The sequence below is a fragment of the Oceanobacillus sp. HCA-5259 genome, from assembly GCF_037892815.1.
GTDB lineage: Bacteria > Bacillota > Bacilli > Bacillales > Amphibacillaceae > Oceanobacillus > Oceanobacillus indicireducens.
The window spans coordinates 1-21,166 of sequence record NZ_JBBKBV010000011.1; the positions used below are offsets into that span (position 1 = coordinate 1).

At 40.1% G+C, this 21,166-nt stretch carries 20 protein-coding genes, 1 other RNA gene and 1 other annotated feature; of the genes, 7 read left to right on the forward strand and 14 right to left on the reverse strand.

The genetic code is table 11. The annotated features are described in order from the left end of the window. The 9 genes from argC to WKU33_RS08290 form a co-directional block, all read right to left on the reverse strand. Positions 1-1,039, reverse strand: a 1,039-nt coding sequence (gene argC, locus WKU33_RS08250) for an N-acetyl-gamma-glutamyl-phosphate reductase (protein ID WP_188859654.1), incomplete at its 3' end; no start/stop codon positions are given. Positions 1,040-1,767: 728 nt separating this feature from the next. Further along, a complete protein-coding gene (locus WKU33_RS08255) occupies positions 1,768-2,727 on the reverse strand; it encodes an alpha/beta hydrolase (protein WP_188859653.1) in 960 nt (319 codons plus the stop codon). 121 nt (positions 2,728-2,848) lie between these two features. Further along, positions 2,849-3,673, reverse strand: coding sequence for a cytochrome c oxidase assembly protein (locus WKU33_RS08260; protein ID WP_336253436.1), 825 nt, complete (start codon positions 3,671-3,673; stop codon positions 2,849-2,851). Positions 3,674-3,771: 98 nt separating this feature from the next. Next, a complete protein-coding gene (locus WKU33_RS08265) occupies positions 3,772-4,608 on the reverse strand; it encodes an SAM hydrolase/SAM-dependent halogenase family protein (protein WP_336253437.1) in 837 nt (278 codons plus the stop codon). Between the two features lie 54 nt (positions 4,609-4,662). Continuing rightward, positions 4,663-4,913, reverse strand: a binding site (T-box leader). Positions 4,914-5,000: 87 nt separating this feature from the next. Next, positions 5,001-5,387, reverse strand: coding sequence for a hypothetical protein (locus tag WKU33_RS08270; protein WP_156854719.1), 387 nt, complete (start codon positions 5,385-5,387; stop codon positions 5,001-5,003). A gap of 216 nt (positions 5,388-5,603) precedes the next feature. Then, positions 5,604-5,791, reverse strand: a non-coding RNA gene (ssrS, locus tag WKU33_RS08275) — 6S RNA. Between the two features lie 53 nt (positions 5,792-5,844). Beyond that, positions 5,845-6,552 (reverse strand): CBS domain-containing protein, encoded by a 708-nt coding sequence (locus WKU33_RS08280; protein WP_336253438.1) that lies wholly within the window; start codon positions 6,550-6,552, stop codon positions 5,845-5,847. 118 nt (positions 6,553-6,670) lie between these two features. Next, a complete protein-coding gene (locus WKU33_RS08285; protein WP_156854723.1) occupies positions 6,671-6,931 on the reverse strand; it encodes a hypothetical protein in 261 nt (86 codons plus the stop codon). 11 nt (positions 6,932-6,942) lie between these two features. Further along, the gene (locus tag WKU33_RS08290) at positions 6,943-7,374 is read right to left on the reverse strand and encodes an OsmC family protein (RefSeq protein ID WP_229782535.1); all 432 of its coding nucleotides are present in this window, start codon (positions 7,372-7,374) and stop codon (positions 6,943-6,945) included. 502 nt (positions 7,375-7,876) lie between these two features. Between WKU33_RS08290 and WKU33_RS08295 the strand changes: the two genes are divergently transcribed. The 4 genes from WKU33_RS08295 (at position 7,877) to cydS (ending at position 11,332) form a co-directional block, all read left to right on the forward strand. Beyond that, complete coding sequence (locus tag WKU33_RS08295; RefSeq protein ID WP_336253440.1) at positions 7,877-8,653, forward strand: NRDE family protein; 777 nt, start codon at positions 7,877-7,879, stop codon at positions 8,651-8,653. Positions 8,654-8,856: 203 nt separating this feature from the next. Then, positions 8,857-10,203 carry a cytochrome ubiquinol oxidase subunit I gene (locus tag WKU33_RS08300; protein WP_336253441.1) on the forward strand — a complete coding sequence of 449 codons (1,347 nt, stop codon included), beginning with the start codon at positions 8,857-8,859 and terminating at the stop codon, positions 10,201-10,203. Continuing rightward, positions 10,200-11,213, forward strand: coding sequence for a cytochrome d ubiquinol oxidase subunit II (locus WKU33_RS08305; RefSeq protein ID WP_340454113.1), 1,014 nt, complete (start codon positions 10,200-10,202; stop codon positions 11,211-11,213). The genes WKU33_RS08300 and WKU33_RS08305 overlap by 4 nt, the downstream gene beginning before the upstream one ends. A gap of 5 nt (positions 11,214-11,218) precedes the next feature. Further along, positions 11,219-11,332: a cytochrome bd oxidase small subunit CydS gene (cydS, locus tag WKU33_RS19075; RefSeq protein WP_442946241.1), complete on the forward strand. Its 114-nt coding sequence runs from the start codon at positions 11,219-11,221 to the stop codon at positions 11,330-11,332. Between the two features lie 112 nt (positions 11,333-11,444). Here cydS and cydC read toward each other — a convergent pair whose 3' ends face one another. The 4 genes from cydC to WKU33_RS08325 form a co-directional block, all read right to left on the reverse strand. Beyond that, complete coding sequence (cydC, locus tag WKU33_RS08310) at positions 11,445-13,160, reverse strand: thiol reductant ABC exporter subunit CydC (RefSeq protein ID WP_340454114.1); 1,716 nt, start codon at positions 13,158-13,160, stop codon at positions 11,445-11,447. Next, positions 13,157-14,887: a thiol reductant ABC exporter subunit CydD gene (cydD, locus tag WKU33_RS08315; protein ID WP_188855932.1), complete on the reverse strand. Its 1,731-nt coding sequence runs from the start codon at positions 14,885-14,887 to the stop codon at positions 13,157-13,159. The genes cydC and cydD overlap by 4 nt, the downstream gene beginning before the upstream one ends. Positions 14,888-16,236: 1,349 nt before the next feature. Next, positions 16,237-16,455, reverse strand: coding sequence for a YdbC family protein (locus tag WKU33_RS08320; RefSeq protein WP_336252353.1), 219 nt, complete (start codon positions 16,453-16,455; stop codon positions 16,237-16,239). Between the two features lie 15 nt (positions 16,456-16,470). Then, positions 16,471-16,905, reverse strand: coding sequence for a universal stress protein (locus WKU33_RS08325; protein WP_336252306.1), 435 nt, complete (start codon positions 16,903-16,905; stop codon positions 16,471-16,473). Between the two features lie 155 nt (positions 16,906-17,060). Here WKU33_RS08325 and WKU33_RS08330 point away from each other — a divergent pair, with 155 nt between their 5' ends. Both WKU33_RS08330 and WKU33_RS08335 read left to right on the forward strand, forming a co-directional pair. Continuing rightward, positions 17,061-18,101, forward strand: coding sequence for a C45 family peptidase (locus tag WKU33_RS08330; RefSeq protein WP_336252307.1), 1,041 nt, complete (start codon positions 17,061-17,063; stop codon positions 18,099-18,101). 97 nt (positions 18,102-18,198) lie between these two features. Continuing rightward, positions 18,199-18,756 (forward strand): beta-class carbonic anhydrase, encoded by a 558-nt coding sequence (locus tag WKU33_RS08335; protein WP_156854743.1) that lies wholly within the window; start codon positions 18,199-18,201, stop codon positions 18,754-18,756. 256 nt (positions 18,757-19,012) lie between these two features. Here the strand turns inward: WKU33_RS08335 and WKU33_RS08340 are convergent, their stop codons facing one another. Continuing rightward, entirely contained in the window at positions 19,013-20,410 is a 1,398-nt protein-coding gene (locus WKU33_RS08340; RefSeq protein ID WP_336252308.1) for an MDR family MFS transporter, read from the reverse strand. Between the two features lie 199 nt (positions 20,411-20,609). Here WKU33_RS08340 and WKU33_RS08345 point away from each other — a divergent pair, with 199 nt between their 5' ends. Beyond that, positions 20,610-21,158 (forward strand): YusW family protein, encoded by a 549-nt coding sequence (locus tag WKU33_RS08345; protein ID WP_156854747.1) that lies wholly within the window; start codon positions 20,610-20,612, stop codon positions 21,156-21,158. Positions 21,159-21,166: the final 8 nt, after the last annotated feature.

Genomic DNA, 21,166 nt, shown 5'->3' on the forward strand with positions numbered 1-21,166 from the left:
ATGGATACATTGGAACGGCAGCGAGACCAAGGTCTTCTTCCCAGCCGTTCATGAGATTCGTATTTTGAATTGCCTGACCGGCTGCACCTTTCACTAGGTTATCAATCGCCGCAGCAATGATTAATTGATCACTTCTTTTGTCCACCCAAATGCCGATATCACAGAAATTACTTCCCTGCACCGCTTTTGTTGCCGGGAACTCGCCTTCATTCAAGACGCGGATGAATTTATCTTCTTTATAATACGTTTCATATAGTTCGATTACTTCTTTTGTCGTTATGTCTTGATTTAATTCAGCATAAATCGTGCAAATCAATCCCCGTGTCATAGGGATAAGATGAGTTGTAAGAATCGTAGTTACTTGCTCATCAATTGTTTTTGACAAATATTGTTCGACTTCAGGTATATGCTGATGCCTGCCAATTTTATATGGTAATACATTATCATTCGCTTCCGGAAAATGAGTCGTACCTGTAGGTGTCCGGCCTGCTCCGGATATACCCGTTTTCCCGTCAATTACAATTCCTTTTGGGCTAATGAGCTCTTTTTCGAGTGCTGGTATCGTCCCGAGTAATGCAGATGTTGGGAAACAGCCCGGATTGGAAATGATTTTCGCGGATTGAACTTCTTCTTTATAAATTTCCGTTAAACCGTAAACAGCTTGATTAATCGTTTCCTGTGGTGCCGCTTCTTTCCCGTACCATTCCTTATAAACATCCCGTGAAGATAACCGTAAATCTCCGGATAAATCGACAATTTGCAAGTCGAGATCTTGTAAATCGGGTACGATTGTCTTTGCAACGCCTGCTGGAGTCGCGATAAAGACAATATCTACTTCAGCTTCTAAACTCTTAATATCCAAATCTACCATTTTAATTTCATGTAGTTTCTCCAAATGCGGGTAAATTGATGAAAGGACTTCACCACTTTGGGAATGGCTAATTGCCTTTGTCACTTCTAGTTTGGGGTGGTTATGTAACAATCTGATTAATTCAATCGCCCCGTACCCCGTTCCACCTATGATTGCCGCTTTCCTCAATTTGAACAACTCGCTTTCTAAAAATTAATTATTCATCATTATACACACTTATGCATAAATATGCAACGGCGTTTATAAAAATAAATAATTAATTTTTATAAATTTTACCTACCCTCCTTTATCTCAGTGGATGATTCGCTATGAAAATCGGATTGGGAGATATTAACTCACATCTCTTCTCGATAATTATGTAAAGTAATTGCTTTATGATCTCGTTAGCGCACACTTCTTGTTCAAATCGGAAAACAAATCGTTTTATTCTCCTATTAGTCCACTCACGTCACTGTAATGGAAAAAGAACAGGTTTTATTAACCCATCAGAATACTCAACCCGATGAATTGGGATAACAAACAACTCTTATTTTCCAATTAGTACGCTCATCTTGTTCGATTGGGAAAAGAACCGAGCTTTATTCTCCCATTAACCCGTCTCCCTCGTACGAATTGGAAAACAAACGGACTTTATTCTCCCATTAGTCCATCTCTCTCCTACGAATTGGAAAACAAACGGACTTTATTCTCCCATCAGTCCATCTCTCTCGAACCAATTGGAAAGCAAACAGGCTTTCCCCCCATTCGCTCGTCTCGTTTGCCTCTACAGAGCAGTTCAAACAAAAGTTGTACTCTCGGTCAATGAAGATTATTACCAGTTAATTAAAAAACTGGAACATAACTATTCTACTATGGATAAAATAGCTATGTTCCAGTCCTATATTTAAACTTGTCTATCAATAAAGATGTTTATCAAAAAAGCTGTTCATGGCTTCAAGGTAACCTTCGCGGTCGAGGACGATGGATTCGCCGTGGTTTGCTCCGGGTACGATCAGCATCTCTGTATCTGTTTTCGTATGTTCAACAAGTGTTTTCGTCATTTCGGTTGGAACGAAGGTGTCTTTTCCACCGTGAATGTAAAGGATCGGTACCTGAGCTTTTTCAACCTGATCAAGTGCAGATGCTTCTTTCAATGAATAACCTGCTTGAAAATCCGTTACCATTCCCATTGTTGGAAGGATCGGGAAGCTTGGTAGATTAAACATACGATCCAACTGATAATCAAATAAATCATAGACACTAGAATACGGACTGTCCGCTACGGCAAGCTTCACATTATCTGGCAGTTCTTCTCCAAGCGTCATTAAAACCGTTGCCGCCCCCATCGATACACCGTGAAGTATTATTTCTGTATCTTCACCGAGTTCAGCAATAATCCGATCAATCCAAGCGACATAATCAAGCCTGTCATGCCAACCGAAACCATAATAATCTCCTTCGCTCAAACCATGCCCACGGCTATCTGCGGTAAACATATTAAACCCAAGCTCTTCATAATAATATTGTCCAAATAAAGCCATATCCTGAGCGCGCCCAAGATAACCATGCGCGAAGACAACCGTCTTATTTGTCGGTTCTTCTGCTTCTAAAAAATAACCTTGAAGTGTAAGTCCATCGAACGACTCCATTTGCCAATATTCAAAGTCCCGGGTATCGGCCCACGAACGCCAATCCCCTTTCGTAAATACATCCATCGCCTCAGCAGAAACTTCCAAATCTGCGTTTCCAGTCAAGAATTCCTTTGTTCCCCGTTCAATCGCCAATTTATAAAAGAAGACTCCAGCTCCAACATCCAATATCACTAGAATGACAAGTAAGATTCCGACAACTTTCAACCAACACTTCTTTCTCTTCAAACTCTTGCTCCTCTCGATTTCTATTAATCTATTATATTAGAAAAAGAAGGTATCCGCCACACCTCCTGGGCAAATACCTTCCATTTATCGTTGAATGTTTTAAAAGTGTTCAAATACATGTTTAAATATGTATTTTTTCTTTACGAGTTATCGATGCCGCGAAAAAAGCGATGCCAAACAAAATGAGCTGGCTGATTAAAAGCATCACGCCACCTTGCATTTGTTCTTCTTCCGGATTGAACGGCAAGAGGGCTGCTGCAAATTCGGGCGGTAATTCTTTTATATTTGGCATACAGACCGTGAGGGATTGCATAAACAATTCAACATCTGTATAAACAAGGTAGAGACTCTTGTCTGATAACAACAAAACCAGGCTATACGGTATAAAGAAAAGAATGCAGAATAGGATATACAGCTGTTTTTTCTTGGTGTTTAAAAAGCGCTGTGACACAATCGGCATCCATAATAGAATTCCTGCGATAAGCAATGCAAGCATAAAGAAATAATTAATATATAAATCCAGTCGTGCAAAATTAAATACACTTGCAATATGGTAAGTATAGAAAAGGATAAAGAAGCTTAAAAATCCGACAATCGGTTTTGCTAAAAAGTTAAGTGTTTTATCTAAGATGTTAATTTTCTTTGCATGTTCAAATATCTCTATTTTAAAACCAATGATAATCAATGGAGGCGCTACAAGCACCAATAATACAAGCTGAATAATATGATAACTATATTTAATTCTTGCAATTACATTAATCGGACTGCCAAGCGCTGCAAATACAGCAATCATACCTGCGACAAACATAATTTGTTTCCAAACCGGATATTTTTTATTCTGTGGCAATAATAAAAAATAAATAATAAAAATAAAACCGATATAAATTAGGATTCCACCATTCCAAAGCGTGGAATAATGAAATTCATCCAAAATAATTTCCAGCATAGATTCACCTTCTCCTGTGAATTTATGTCTATAGTATAGCGTAATTTTCCGGAATCCTGCCTGTGAACTTCTAACAAACTCATGACAACTAAGTTAGATTATTTCTCAATTATAATCGTCCAATTCACCCCAGAACGGATATGATACGCATCGGCAAAGGACCCCTGATTGATCGCTATTCCCAGATTATCAATGGAATTCACAAATAATAAGGGCTCACCAAGGCGCCTGTCTGCAAATGATCGATCAAAAGTAATTAAATTTTTATATACTTTTGTCGAGTTATGCACAATCGTCACTTCAACCACGTCTCCATACTCAATGCCTGCTTTTTTAAAAAGTTCGCGATTGATATTCGTCCATAAGTTACCAAAACGGCTATCGAGAATATCAATATTTCCATGAATAATACCGTTTGAATATGTCGCTTCAGGGATTCTTAGCTTTATCACATCGTCAAGTGAGAGTTCCGGACCGACTTCCTCAAAACTAATTACACCAGCCGCAAGTCTTGCTCCCGTAAAGGCATATACATCACGGCCATGGAATGTATACGATTCACCAGATCGGGGGAGGCGATTTATATTTTCATCAATGACGCGAGCCGCAACAATCCCCGTGCTATGTGCAAGATGGGTAAGTGTCCCATTATTCGGTGTTACGATATAATGCCCGTCCTTTGTTTTCGCCACAATGCTTAAACGTTCCGTTCCGACACCAGGGTCGACAACGGAAATAAACACGGTCTCTTCTGGCCAGTAAGCAACCGTTTGGTATAAACGATACGATGCTTCCCAAATATTATATTGCGGGATTTCATGTGTTAAATTAGATATCCTAAGTGTTGAATCAACGGAAAAAGCAACCCCGTTCATTGCACTAACTGCCCCATCATGTAATCCGAAATCTGTTTGTAGAACGATATGTTTATTCAACTAAATCCTCCCCTTCTTCGCAAAACATAAAAAACCCACGTCAATATCATAATTGATAAGGACGCGGGTTTACAATTCGTGGTACCACCTTATTTCACTGTAAGTTCACACTTACAGCCTCATTAAGTACAACATCTATACTTTAGTTTTGATAACGAGTCGCCAACTCGGCACAACCTACTAGATTCCGTTCAGTCTGCAGCTCGGAGGCCATTGTTCGTGACGTCAATTTTGCTTCTTTTCACCAGCCGAAGCTCTCTATCCAAAAATCGACTATCCTACTTTTCCCTCTTCATCGCTATTATTTGCTTTTTCGAATTACTGTTATTATATGCAAAAGACAGAAACATTGCAAGAAAAAATAAGAACACGACGAATTTACTAATGAAGCGTCATGTCCCTTCCTCCTTCTTCCGCTTTAATTTATGGATCTGTTCTAGTAGTTTTTTATATTTCACTCTAACATCTGGTGATTGCACAAGGTAAATGATCAGGCGAACGGTTAGAAATAACATCCAACCAACAAGATAAATATGAATAATGAACGTAATCCGGGCCCAAGTGTTTCCAGCCCCTACCTGTTCCATTAAGTAACTAAATGCACCGGCTTCTTTCTTTTCCCGCTGCGCAACCGTCAACAGGAGTAGAAGAGGTGCCAGCAATGCAAAGATAAGCGATAATACCGAGAGTATCCGGTACTGATACCTTACCCAAAAGATAATTCCGGTACTTAAGGCAAGCACAATAAATATGATGTAAAATATTAAAAAACCACCCATAATCCCACTCCCAACATCTGTAAAACGCTCTTTTTTCTATATCTCGATTATAGGTGGTGAGATCCGTTCTGTCTATGGATCGGAATGAGCATTTTAACCACGATCAAAGTGTTAGCGTCCTTACAAGCTAAGTATGTGATTGTCTTCGCAACGTCAGTACGAACAAACAAAAAAAGGCTAATCTCCAGTAAGGAAATCAGCCTTTTATAATATGTAGGTACAGCCACAATTGCCGTATTTCTGAAATAAAAAGTTTTAAACCACTCACTTTGTTCAAGTGGGTGTTTGCAGAAGCCTTCTTGTCTTCCGTTCAAAGACGGCCCGACATTCCAACTTCGATATAAAACTCCCTATTCATTATTTAGAGGTTAAAACTTAATTCCATACGAACATTGTAGCTTGTAATCATATTCTATACCTTATCTTAAAAAAACGCAATGGTAAAAGTTTACTATTGTTAATTTGGCTGTCTGAGTCCAATAATATCTAGGTTCGTAATGATTCCAATCAAGGGCTCCGTTTCCTTACCACTTTCCGTAATGAGTAAGGCTTCCAGGCGATTCCCTCTGCCAAATTGTTTTTTGAAAATATCGATCGCTTCTAGTACAGATGTATTCTTTGCAATAAAGCGGTAATTATCATTCGTTTCATATTCGAGGACTTCCCCCGCTGTCACTTCCATTGGCATTTTATTTGCTGCGTACATATTGCCGGCGAGCCAAAAAGTGATCGCCCGTTGACTGATCAGCCCCTTGAATTCCTGATGATCATAAACCGGAAACTTTGATATTTTCTTTTCATGAATAAGTGCAAGTAGATTGGTAAATGGTTCGTCATGCTGAAATGAAATGACCTCTTTAATAAACTTCGGTGACACGATCCTTGGTTGGAGCAATTCTTTTTCAATTCGTTCCACCCGCTTTACTGTAGACTCATGCGGTTCTGCTATTACATGAGCCATATCGACTTTATTATGAACAATCGCATTTCGTAATTCTGCAAATTCAAGCAGATCATCACTATATCTTCCAACAATCGCATTTCTATTCTTCAACATATGTACCATTTTGGAAAAACCAATATTCCGTCCATTATTAATAATTGCCCGTAACTTCTTCTCGATTCGATTAAAGGCAGTCAAAAATCGTTCTGAATTCTGATACATTCCTATTCTCCTAGACTATTAATAAAGTGAAACTCATTCAGTGGGGGTTTCCTTACCACTCCCACTGAATATTAGTTTCTTATACACTGAAAAATGAGACAGCAACCATACTGTCCCATTAAGCCATATAAATAACAAATGCGATAATCGAGAGAACTGTTGCAACGATATATATCCAAGACATAATAGGTACATTACTGCTCCAAGAAGATGTTTCATATTCCAAAGATCGCTGCAGTTCGTCTTCAATCGTTTGACCACTTTCTTTGTATGCCTTTTGCTTGTGTTCTTCTTCTTTTAAAACCCTATATGTCAGAACCGTTGCAATAACACAAACGACTATAATCAAACCAACTGTAAAAGCATTAAAATCAAGCATCATTTTCCCCCTTAATCAAGGTCCATTGTGACCTGGTCTCCTCCATTCAATGAATAACTTGCTGTAATTTCCGCGTTTAATGAATAAACAACGGAGCAATATTTATTTAACGATAACTCAATCGCCCGGTATAATTTATCTTCCGGGATGTCACCGTTCACTGTGTAATGCAGATGTATATCCTTATAACGACGCGGATGACTTTGAGACCTGTCTCCCTTTGCCTGAACATGGAAGGCCTTTGGTGCAAGTTTCATTTTCTCTAAAATCGAAATAATATCAATTCCGGTGCAACCAATCACCGTTCCGAGCAACATTTCCATTGGAGTCGGTCCGCGCCCCTCTCCACCAAACTCTGGCAATCCATCTGTAATGAATGGATATCCTGAGGGAGTTACACCGTTAAAAGCTCTTTTCCCTTCCCATTCCATCTTTAATTCCACAAGAAGCCCTCCTCCTTCAGTTGAAATATATCTAATAGACCACTGAATTTAATAAGGTATTTCCTGCTTCTATTACAACACAAACGAATTGAAAATACTACACTTTGACCTTAGTTTATCATCGTAATTACAATTATAATATATCTTTCTTCATTTGTAAGCATCCTCATCATAAGCTAAAACAACGGCACTTCGATTTACCTCCAATTGTTCAGCTCATTTTCTTTCAGAAGGTAATTTTTCCTTAAGGGAATTCACCATCTGAAATCTTCCTTTCTAGCTCATCAACGATTTGTAAATATAGTGGCTGTTCACTCTTTCAATGAACTTTCCACATAAATGATGTCTTCTTTCTCCGTGTTGAAATCAATTATTACCATTATAACATTTGGCTTATCATTGACACTCCACTTTGTTTGTCAGATGAGTGACGATTGTAAAGCTTTAAATTGGTGGACGGGAATGGCCGAGCGTATAATATATTGTTAAGAGGTGATTAGTAGTGTGTTTAATTCATTTTCATTTACAAGACCATCCGAATTATAAATTAATTGTAGCCGCAAATCGAGATGAATTCTACGACAGACCTACCGAGAAAGCTCACTATTGGCCTGATGCGCCTTTTCTTCTCGCCGGACGTGATATGCTCCAGCAAGGGACCTGGCTTGGCATTACGAAAGCAGGACGATTTGCTGCTCTTACAAATATTCGTGATTTCTCCCTTGAAGGGGAAGATAAAAAGTCACGGGGGCATATTGTGCGTGAATTTCTATCGACAACCATTTCTCCTAGCCAATTCCTTGATAATATCCGTAACGAGCGAGACGCCTATGCCGGATTCAACATTCTCGTTGGTGATACAAGCGGACTCTTTCATTATAATAATGCAGACAATGCGATTACTGCAGTGCCAGCAGGGACACATAGTTTAAGCAACGCAACACTAAACACACCGTGGCCGAAAGTCGTTAAAGGAAGAGCAAGGTTGGATAATTATCTACGTCAAACCGACCATGTAAAAACAGATGATTTATTCCATATTCTCGAAAATGAAGAAGAAGCTCCTGATTCAATGCTGCCGAATACGGGTATAGGATTAGAACTTGAACGAAAATTATCCGCATCCTTTATTAAAACGCCTAACTATGGTACTCGCTCAGCAACGGTCGTTCTGATTAACCGGAAGTATGATGTTGTATTTAGTGAACGAACCTATAAAGATGGAGAGCTGACAGCGGAAGAGAATTTCACCTTCACGTTGCCAATTTCCACCAAATAAAGTAATGATAATAATTCCCGTTGCTTTGTGCAAAATAAAGTAACGGGTTTTTGAAAAATTGTCATAAGTAGATGGGTCTTTCGCGTCGTTTATAAGCTACAATAGAGAGACGAAACTAGTTTTTACTATCGAACATAAGTAAAAACTGTTTTTCCTTATGTTCAATAGTACACGAACTTATAAAGAGAGGAAGGGAAAAGCTTATGTTTCATGATCCTGTATTTGCGAGCAGGATGCTGACACTGCTAACATTATCGTTTCATATTATTTATGCAACTATCGGTGTTGGGATACCACTTTTTATTATGATTGCACAGTGGCTTGGAATTAAAAAGAACGATGACCACTATATCCTTATGGCTAGACGCTGGGCTAGAGGCTATGTAATTACAGTTGCTGTAGGTGTAGTTACTGGAACGATCATCAGTCTACAGCTTGCCTTATTGTGGCCAAACTTTATGGAACTTGCAGGTAATATCATTGCTTTACCTTTATTCATGGAAGTTTTCGCCTTTTTCTTTGAAGCTATATTCCTTGGTATTTATTTATATACCGGCAACCGATTTAAAAATAAGAAGACTCATTTTCTCCTATTGATACCAGTTGCCGTCGGTGCTGGGATGTCAGCTTTTTTCATTACAACAGTGAACGGCTTTATGAACGCGCCGCAAGGGTTTGATATTGTAAATGGAACACTTGTTAATGCTAACCCAGTCCTTGCCATGTTTAACCTGGCATCACCTACGAAGATTGCTCACGTGCTTGCTGCATCCTATATGACGGCTGCCTTTATATTAGCGGCAATAGCTGCATTTAAACTAATTAAGGGATCGAAGCATACGTATCATAAAAAAGCATTGCATATGACGATGAAAACCGGGTTAATTTTTGCTGTTGCAGTAGCATTGATTGGTGACTTCTCTGGTAAATACCTGGCAGAATACCAACCAGAAAAACTTGCAGCTGCCGAATGGCATTTTGAAACGGGAGAAGGTGCTCCGCTCCTGTTATACGGAGTACTCGATGAAAATCAAGAACCAAAATATGCAATTAAACTTCCTTACGTTTTAAGTATTCTCGCCTTTGGAAGTCCATCTTCTGAAGTAATTGGTCTCGATGAATTCCCTGCAGAGGAACAACCACCGCTTGCAGTGCATTATTACTTCGACACTATGATTACGATTGGTATGGTGATGATTGCAATATCCTTCTTATATTGGCTTGGATCACGAATGAGATATACATTTGTTGAATCCAACTGGTTCCGCTGGCTCATCGTTTTAGGCGGTCCACTATCCATGTTAGCTATCGAATCTGGTTGGTGGCTCGCGGAATTCGGTCGTCAGCCGTGGATCATGCGTGGTATTATGACAGTCAGCGAGGCTGCCACGACAAGTGATTATGTTGGATTAATGTTTGTGCTATTCGCTCTTCTTTACCTTATCTTGGGAATTGGAACGATTGTTATTCTACGTAAAATGTTCGCAAATAACCCGATAGAAAAAGAATTAGCGAAAGTTCAATCTACACAAGGTGGTGAGCAGTCATGAGTTTAGAAATATTAGGGATTTCCGTACTGTGGACCTTCTTATTCGGATATGTCATCCTCGCTTCCATTGACTTTGGTGCCGGGTTCTTCAATGCTTATAGTATATTGACTGGTAAAGAGAAAATCCTATCAAAGGTTATTCAGCGGTACCTATCACCAGTATGGTCCGTGACGAATGTGTTCTTTGTATTTTTCTATATTGGGATTGTTGGATTTTTCCCGAAAACGGCGACTTACTTCGGGACAATCTTACTAATTCCAGGCAGTATCGCTTTGATCTTGATGGCAATTCGCGGTTCCTACTATGCCTTTGAATCGTATCGTGCAGGCCATAAAGGGTATGCCACCATGTACGGTATTGCAGGATTGCTTATTCCGCCAGCTTTATCGGTTGTGCTCGCAATTGCTCAAGGTGGATTTGTAACCATTGAAAATGGAACTCCACAGCTTGACTATTTTGCATTATTTACGAGTCCATTATCCTGGTCCATCGTCGTTCTTGCCATTATAGCTGTATTATACATTTCTGCAGTATTCCTTACATGGTATGCAGATAAAGCGCAAGATGCTGATGCGAGAGACTTGATGCGCAGATATGCGTTAATTTGGGCTATCCCATTAATCGTAGCAGCTTCGGGGATTATTATTGAACTCCGCTACCATAACTACATGTTGTTCGAAAATCTGATGAACCTATGGTGGATGTTTGCCGTTTCCTTTGTGCTATGGGCATTGACTACGTGGTTCATTTGGAAAAAAAGAAGTTATACAGCTGCGTTATGGTTGTTAGTCGGGCAATTTGCATTTGCATTTTTCGCATATGGTATTGCCCATTATCCTTACCTGCTTTACCCGCACTTGACGATTCATGAAGGCTTCACCAACCAAGCAATGGCTATTTCGCTTGTTATCGTCTTCGTACTAGGGCTCGCATTATTGATCCCGTCGATCTATTTATTATTAAAACTGTTCTTATTTGATGAGGAATATATCCAAGGTAAGAAGGAGTGAACGAAATGTTTAATGATTTTCTAATGTTTGTTGCTCCAGGATTAGTGATTATCATAGCCATCATCCTCGCTTTTATCGTAGCTGACAAAGATGATGCTTTTGGAGATAAGGAAAAATAAAAAAAGTGGTTGCTCTAATAGGAGCAATCACTTTTTTATATCTCTTGGGAAATTATAATATGAAATTGTAGCCGCGTCCGCCCTCGACACAGGGCGCCCTGAACCTTTGATTTTAGGTATGAAAAACGCTTTGTTCAATTTGTTTCAGTTCGTAAAAATAACCTTGCATTTCCATCAATTGTTCGTAACTGCCGACTTCAACAACTTTGCCCTCTTCCATAACGACAATTTGATCCATTGTTTCCAGTCCATTCAAGCGATGGCTAATGAGGATAAGTGTATCATCTTTCGCTAGTTCAAATAATTCCTGATAAATATTAAAACTCGTAAGGGAATCCATTGATGACGTTGGTTCGTCGAGTAGCCAGAGATAGGAGTTCTTAAGCATCGCCCGAGCAATCGCCAGTCGTTGCTTTTCTCCGCCTGATAGATTGGCACCTTTTTCAAGCACCGCATTGTCCAGCTTGAACTGGCTTAATTCAACTTTTTTCAATACTTTCAGCAAATGCTCATCCGATACTTCATCCGCAGCGATTTTCAGATTATCTCGGATTGTCCCAAAGAAGAAATGGTTTTCCTGAAGGACGACATTTGCATATTTCCAAATGCTTTCTTGGTTCATCCTGCTAATCTCTTCTTCATTAATCAGAATTTCTCCTGTATCCGCAGAATTAAAATTTAGCAACAAGCTAAGAATGGTTGATTTCCCAGAACCACTCGGGCCAACGATTGCCGTTTTCGAACCTGCCGGAAAATGGAGCTGAACATCATTCAGAGTTTGTCTTTCTTCTTCTGAATAAGTAAATGATACATCATTAAACGTTATAGTTGGGGAAGAAGTCAAGATTAGGTCTTCCCTCTCTTCTACTTCAACTGGTTCACTACCAACTACTGCCGATAATCTAGCTGCCGCTCTTCTATTATCCTCGAGATGACTGGGGAAAATCGCCATTGATGTCGTGTCTTCAAAGACAGTTAAAGAAATCATTAACAACATCGCTAAGAAAACTCCATTCAAGCTGCCTGCTGCGATTAAATAAGCACCCATTCCAAGCACAACGACCGAGATGATCAGTGATACAAATGTATTTAATGATTCACTGTAAAGATGATGGACACCTGCTTTCTCCTGTTCCCGTACATAGGTTTCAGCCATTTGCTCAAGTGCTTCCTCTTTTTCTTCCAACCGTTGATATATTTTCAAATCGCGGAAACCGTAGAAGAGCTCTGTCACTTCTGTTGATAATTTTCCGCGTTCCTCTCGTAACCCTTGATCCACTCGGCGCTGCCTGATAGCGAAATACACTGGGACAAGCACAGTCGTCAGAAGAAACCCGACAAAAATAATAATGGCATGCGTAATAGAAAAATATGCCGTGAAAAATATCGTACAGAAGAACACAAGAAATAGTACAATCGGCGGATAAAAGACCCGCAAGAAGAAGTTCTGTAATGTTTCCACATCCCCGACAATACGGGCAAGCAAGTCCCCACTCCGGAACTTCTGGAAAATCTGTGGAGCAAGCGGCTCTAATCTTTCATAAAAAGATACCCGTAAATTACTGAGCATCGTAAACGTGCCTCGGTGCGAGTAATAACGTTCTCCGTAGCGGCTAACGGCAGAGATGATCCCAAAGAGTTTTACCGTACCGACAAGCACCATCAAGGTATAGATTGGCGGAGCGAGTGCTGCTTGGGAAATTAAATACCCACTCGCTGAAAACAATCCGACAGCGGTAATCCCACCGATAAATCCACATATAATCGAGAGGATAATGTCTTTTTTCTCTTTAAATAATAGATGGATCACTGTTGTTAAATCCCTCACTTCCGCTCACCTCCTTGCTCTGCTGAGACCATAGAACGATAATCCGGATTCGTTCTTAACAATTCTTCGTGCTTCCCTTTTGCCACGATCTTTCCGGAATCAAGCAAGACAATCTTGTCCGCATGTTTAATCGTGTGCAGGCGATGCGCTACCGTAATAATGGTTGCATGCTTCGCCAATTCTTCAATCGATTGTTGTAATATCCGTTCGGTTCGTAAGTCGAGTCCTACAGTAGGTTCGTCAAATAGGATAATGGAAGGCCGCTTCAGAAAAGCCCTTGCAAGGGCGACCCGCTGTTTCTCTCCACCGGACAGTCCGCGTCCCGCTTCACCGACCGGAGTGTCATATCCTTTTTCCAAAGAGGCAACGAGCTCTGATATTCCAGCTTTTTCACCTGCCGCCTCAATTTCTACTCTCGCTCTCTCCCCTCTCCCGCCAATAGCTATATTATCCGCAATTGTTCCAGAGAATAAATATGGATGCTGGGAAATATAGCTTATTTCGTTAAACCATGCCTTTTCTTCATACTCTGAGAGAGGTTTTCCATTAACAAGAATCTCCCCCTCTGTATTAGCAACGAGACCTGCGATAACATGCAGCAAAGTGGATTTTCCTGAACCAGTTTTACCAATAATGGCGATTTGTTCATAAGGAGAAATCTCTACCGAAATATGATTTAAAGTAAAACCATTCTCTTCATAACGGAAGCAAACATCCTTTAATTCAATGGCAGGCGGTTTTCTTACCTCAAATACATTACTCCCCCATTCCACCGGCATGTCCGGTGTGTCGAGTTCCTTCTGCAACTTGTTGAAAGCACCACTACTGCCTCTTCCAGTATGAAAAGCATTTCCAAGTTCCTTTAACTTATTGTAAAATTCCGGTGCAAGCAAAAGCATAAGAAAACCGGTGAAAAAACTAATGTTTTGGAAAATGATCAAACGGAATGCAACTTCAAGTGCGATCAATCCCATACTAAGCATCGAAATGAATTCCAGTGCGAACGAGTTCGCGAAAGCCGTTTTGAGAACAACCATCGTAGCATCCCGAAAGTTCAGACTGCTTTCCTCTATTTCTGCTTTTTGTTCTTTTGAGCGACCATATAACTTAAGAGTCGTCAGTCCTTGCAGTGTATCAAGGAACTTTCCTGAGAATGCCGCCATTTTATCGAGCTGTTCCTCCGATTTATCCTTCGTATTAAAACCGATAATTACCATAAAAATCGGGATGAATGGTGCGGTAATTATAATGATGATTCCAGTCGTGAAATGTTCGGCAAAAATCGTAATAAGTAGCATGATGGGAATGATAATAGACTGGATAACTTGGGGGATGTAGCTACTATAATAATCGTCTATTTCATCTACCGTATCCATCATGACACTCACTTTCTCGCCGGACCTTCCGTACATCGCTGCTTGCATATTCGTCTTAGAATATTTACGAAGCAGCTGGCTTCTCAGTCCTTGCTTTACAATTGCTGCAAGACGGACCCCCGTTTTTCCATTTCCATAATTAAATAAAGTTCGTCCGAGCAATGCTGCAAGTAATAAGGCAAGATATGGTAAAAGGTCAGCAAAAGCTGTTCCTTGTAAAAATGCTTCATTTACGATATACACAAGCAAGTAGGCTTGAGCAATAATACTGATCCCACTAAGCAGTGAAAATAAAATCATCAGAATCAGTCTGCCTCTATGGTCTTGTGCCAGATCCTTCCAACTGTGCATGTATTGTTCCTCCTACTAAGAAGTGAAGTCTTTCACATAAGTATAACTGATTCTTCACCCCGCAGTAAAACAAGAGACCCTTCGTTAACAAAGCTGTCGAAATTTGAACAAAGGCGTAAACGCCCTTACAGGCTAAAAATGCGATTCGTTCCGCAACGCCTGGGACTGCGATTTCTCGTCCCACCGAAGAGCGTTTGTACTAGCACATCCAGTAGTCGCAGCAACGTACAAACTGTGCCTCCCAGGATGGGAGGTAGTTCGATGTTGCCCCATACGTGAGCGAACTTAATCGAACTTCCTTTTTACCGGAATGAGATAAAGGAAACGTGCCCCTTTAGGGGTAGACGTGAGTTGGGCTTTAGCCCGTATTTAAGCGGCCCTCCTTTAGTTTTGAGTTGATGCCCGCTTTCACCACAAGGGTATAAGGGCGACTAGGCCTCACAAAGACCGCTCGGCAAGTCTTCTTTATCGATTGGAAGAGTGTGAAGTTTGGGACTGCGCACTGCTCGCCCCACCAAAAGATCTGCTAGTTGCTGGGCGCAGAGCGGACGTGGCTATCGCTGGAAATATTCGTTATCCAGAGCATTTTTAGTATATAGTTTCCTATATTACTAAAAGGATGAACATTTTTTGCCCATCCCTTTTGTGCTTACTTTCATAAAGCATAAGTGCAGCTTTCTCCCATCAGCATATTCTTCTTACTTTATTGGGAAAACAACTGAGGGTTATTTTCCCTTCAGCATGTTCATCTTACTTTTATGGGAAAACAACTGAGGGTTATTTTCCCATCAGCATGTTCATCTTACTTTTATGGGAAAACAACTGAGGGTTATTTTCCCATCAGCATGTTCTTCTTACTTTTATGGGAAAACAACTGAGGGTTATTTTCCCATCAGCATGTTCATCTTACTTTAATGGGAAAACAACTGAGGGTTATTTTCCCTTTAGCATGTTCATCTTACTTTAATGGGAAAACAACTGGGGTTATTTTCCCTTTAGCATATTCATCTTACTTTAATGGGAAAACAACTGAGGTTTATTCTCCCATCAGCATGTTCATCTTACTTTAATGGGAAAACAACTGAGGGTTATTCTCCCATCAGCATGTTCTTCTTACTTTAATGGGAAAACAACTGAGGGTTATTTTCCCTTTAGCATGTTCATCTTGCTTTTATGGGAAAACAACTGGGGTTTATTCTCCTATTCACATGTTTATCTTACTTAATTGGGAAAGCATCCGTCCAGCGGGCAACTGAACGGCGATTAGAGCGCCTTAATTAGTGAAAGAGCAAACACTTACCCTGTATGAACGGAATCCACTGTTCAGGCAGCGTATATTCAGTTATTATTCAATTGAAACTTCCCAAGCTTTCTTTTAGTTTAAGTACTTCTTCTTTTGTCAATGTGATGCCTTTGCCCATTTTTTCGTGATCTGGGGCCCAGTCTCTAAGATCATATTTCGGATCCCTTCCATTCCAGCTGACGAGATTGAGCTCTTTCGTCCAGCCTTTTGGTGATTCGGATAGGACGGCAATATTTTCAATGATTTCATATTGGATAGCCATTATTCTTCTACCTCTTTCCTATTTAATTACTAAAACTTGACTTGCTGCTCGTTGTACAATCGTGCTGCTGACGCTCCCGAGAAAGAGTCTTTTTAAATTGCTGAGTCCACGATGACCAACAACTACCATATCAATCGCATGTTCTTCTACATAATCACAGATTGCAACTCCCGGGTTTCGTTGGGAAAAATCGGTTATGATTTCGGTGTGCACATTAAATCCGTTACCTTGTAACTCTTTTTTTATTTCTTCCAGTTTCGGATAGATGAGCTCGGCATCATTCATCGATAAATTACCACTTGCAGCCGTGCTATTACTCGTAATCCCCGGGGTTACTACCGTCACAATATAAAGATGGGAATCTTCAACTAATTTCGCTTGGATTTTTGCTTCATCAATTGCTTTTCTACTTAATAGAGATGTATCATAAGCAACAAGGATTTTCCGGCCCATGGACTTCTCTCCCTTCCGTCTCTTTATCTTACCAAACAATTAGACATTCTTACAATAACTACACTGGTACTAAAAATGCAATTCATTTTCTTATTTCCCTTGCTTCTAGTATGCTTCATGTATACTACACACAACCATCAGAATGGAGGGATAACGTGAGACAGGTAGTTAGCGATGTCATTCAATTTCGGGGAAGCCATGATGATTTTGGTCGATTTCAAGGAAAAGAATTACAGGACTCTCCCATTTTAAAAGCCCGCAGAAGACAATTGAGCAGCCGGGCAAAACACCATTATATCGTGGATGAAGAAAAAATCAGGCCAATCATCCAATATTTTAGTCCCGGCATCTGGAATGAATTACTCGGGCTTGCCGATGCCCTCGAACTATCTACTGAAGAGGCCCTCCGAGAGTTTGGCGGTTATTATTTTGAATACGGGAAGAGCGGCTGCTCAATATTGACTGGTAATCAGTTTATGATTCGAAACTATGACAATGACCCCATCACCTATGAAGGGCGTTACGTCCTTTATGCACCAACTGATGGCGGATATGCAACGATTGGTCCATCCATGCAAATTACTGGCCGGACGGATGGTCTGAATGAAAAAGGACTCGCCATGGGCTATAACTTTATTAATCGCCTCCGCTCAGATGATGGATTTGTTTGCAATATGATTGGCAGACTCGTACTGGAAAATTGCGCAACCGTTGATGAAGCAATTGAACTGCTAAAGGAAATTCCCCACCGTCACTCCTTCAGTTATTCCCTCGTCGACGCAACCGGAAAAACACTCGTCGTTGAAGCTTCTTCAAATGAAGTCGTAACAAGGGAAGGTACAATCTGTACGAACCACTTCGAGAAATTAACAAAGGAGAATCGTTACCGGATGGACGATTCCTTGCGCCGTTACGAAGCAATGGTCGATCAACAAGCAAATATCGACAATGTATATGATGCGTTTCGCATATTAAATGATGCCGATAAAGGGGTTTTCTCGAAGAATTACGGCGCTTGGGCAGGGACGATTCATACAGCAGCCTATTTACCAGTGCATATGCAAGCTTGGATCTCCTTTGGCCATGATCGCTTGCCACTTATTTTTGATTTCAAGAAATGGCTTGCTGGAGCCGATATAAATGCGAAACAAATCAAGGGTAAGTTGGAATCGACGAACGGATTCATCAATCGTTAAGCTTTTAACCTTCACCTTCATCCTTCATTTTTATTTCTTTTCTCCAAAAATATGATATATTTTAAAGAAAGAATTTTAGAGTGAAGGAGAATGGTATATGAGTTTACAAGATTTACTTGATTTCAATAAAAAATTTGTAGAAGAAAAAAGTTATGAGCCTTACCGAACAGATACATTCCCGAACAAGAAGATGGTTATTTTCACTTGTATGGAATCAAGGTTACTAGAGCTTTTACACCGGGCACTTAACTTGGAGAACGGTGATGCGAAAATCGTTAAAAATGCCGGCGCAATTATCCGTAAACCCTTCGATAGCATTACAAAGAGCATTCTTGTCGCTATTTATAAATTAAAAGCGGAGGAAGTAATCGTCATCGGGCACCATGACTGTGGCATGTCTGATGTAAATATTGAGGCGTTAAAACAAAGTATGATTGATCGCGGAATTAGTGAAGATCGTATTCAAACGTTAGAACATAGCGGTATCCATTTAGAAGAAGAATTTCACGGTTTTACGACGGTAGAAGAATCAGTAATGCAAAGTACAGAAATTATCCGTAATCATCCCTTACTGCCTGAAGGTATCAAAGTGCACGGCCTCGTCATTGACCCTGACACAGGTAAAGTTGATGTAGTGACACGGGATGAAGAATAATAAAAAGACTGAGTTGAAGTTAACATTTCAACTCAGTCTTTTTATTTGTATAAGAAACTATAAAATAAAAATGCTGTGATAACATGGGTATCTAGGGCTAGCCACGTCCGGCTCCAGCGCCCAACAACTATCAAACTTCACACTCCTCCAATCGATAAGTCAACATCAACTCACTGCCGTTCGTTGTGTTTCCTTTATCTCATTCCGGAGTGCTCCAGTTTGTACGTTGCTAAACGGGCGCTTTCGCCTTTGCATTTTATACTCTCCGATCTTTAATATAGAACGACATGATAAGGCCGATTAAGGATATAATTCCTGAGAAGATAAAGGAGATATTTACCCCATGAATCATTCCTTCAATCCCCTCTTCGGGTATCGTGAATGTTGTCATAATCGTTACCGGAAGTGCTGTTCCTATTGAACCTGATACCTGACGGAGTGTATTATTAACTGCCGTTCCGTGGGATATAAGGTCCGTAGGCAATACGTTAAGTCCAGCCGTTGTGACTGGCATCATCACCATCGAAATACCAACCATACGTAAAGCATGCGTGACCGCAATGTACGTAAATGACGTTTCTGGTGTTAAAACTGCAAACATAAATGTCGAAACAGTTAAGATGACCATCCCTGAAATCGCCAGCCATCTTGCTCCGTATCTGTCAAACAGCCGACCTGTAATCGGATTTAACAACCCTTGAATGACCGCTCCAGCAAGGAGAGCAAGTCCTGATTCAAACGCCGTAAATCCGAGCATCGTCTGCATATATAATGGTAATACAATTGCTGCTCCGATTACTGCGATGAACGTAATCATCCCGAGGATTGTCGAAAGAGTAAACATTTTATATTTCATTACCCGGAATTCTAAAATCGGTTGATCTAACTTGAACTGACGGGTAATGAACCAAGCGAGCGTGGTAATCCCTACTCCAAAGCCAATCAGGACTTCCATGCTTCCCCATCCGGCACTTCCAGCAATACTGAATGCATAAAGAATTCCTCCGAAACCGAATGTCGACAGAATAATCGAAAGCACATCCAACTTGGGCTTCGTCTGCTTCGTTACATTTTTTAATATAAAATATGCGAGAATGATGTCAACTATTGCGATTGGAAGAATCATCCAGAACAGCCAACGCCAGGATGCTGCTTCTACAATATAGCCGGAAAGAGATGGTCCGATTGCCGGTGCAAACGCAATAACAAGCCCGAACATTCCCATTGCTGTTCCCCGTTTTTCAATCGGGAAGATAAGCATGAGAATCGTCTGCATAAGCGGCATCATAATTCCAGCACCTGCTGCTTGTAAAATCCTCCCTAACAACAGTACTTCAAAGCTTCCTGATATTGCAGCTGTTAATGTCCCTAATGAGAATAAACTCATCGCTGTTAAAAATAAACTGCGGGTTGTAAACCGTCCGATAAGAAACGCAGTAATCGGAATCATAATCCCATTTACAAGCATGAAAACGGATTGCAACCACTGAACAGTATTCTCCGTCAAATCGAGATCAATCATTATTTTAGGTAATGCCGTTCCAAGTAATGTCTGGTTTAAAATTGCTACAAAGGCACCAGAAATAAGCACAATAACCAATGGTACACGATTGAAATTTTGGACACTTTGATCCTTTGTTAAATTTTCTCCCATATATTTATTCCTTCTTTCCTCATACGAATAGCTACACGTAACTTTATATTTTAGCATTATTTTTCTTTAGAAACAATCTTAACGACCACTAACCCTTTTTACTTTCTTAAAAACTTACGCTGTATTGAAGTAGTTAGTTTAGTTCTTCCCATTTTTGGATAAGTTAATAGATATCACGATGAAAAGGAGTTAAGCCTCTATGAAGAAAATAATGACATTATTTTTGATTCTGCTGCTATCCGCTGTTCTTGCAGCTTGTGGGAATAGTAATAAAGCGACAGAAACACCGAATAACGATACAACAACGGAAGAACCAAATGATGGTGCAGCTGGTGGAGACATAAATGATGATAATCAAACAGATGATAACAACGGAGCCAATAATAACCAAACGAAGGGAGACAGTGATCAGGCCGATTTCTCAAATGATTACGTCTTTACGAGTTTCGATTTAGAAGTTGATATTGAAAATAACGATGATGCAATCGATGTTGATTATGAAGTGGACATAGATGAGAATGAAACCGAAGCATCTTATGAGAACAAACCTGAAAACATCAATTTACGTGGAAACGAAGCAATGGAAGAGCTTGACAACATCTTCACTTCCTTCCAGTTTGATGAAAATACACCAGATGAAGAAGTGATCAACGAAGTGCTCCAAGCTTTCAACATCCCAGAAGATGCTGCCAAAGTCGATTTGGAAATTGAATATGGAGATAATGTGGAAAAAGAATATAGAAGATAAGAAATAAT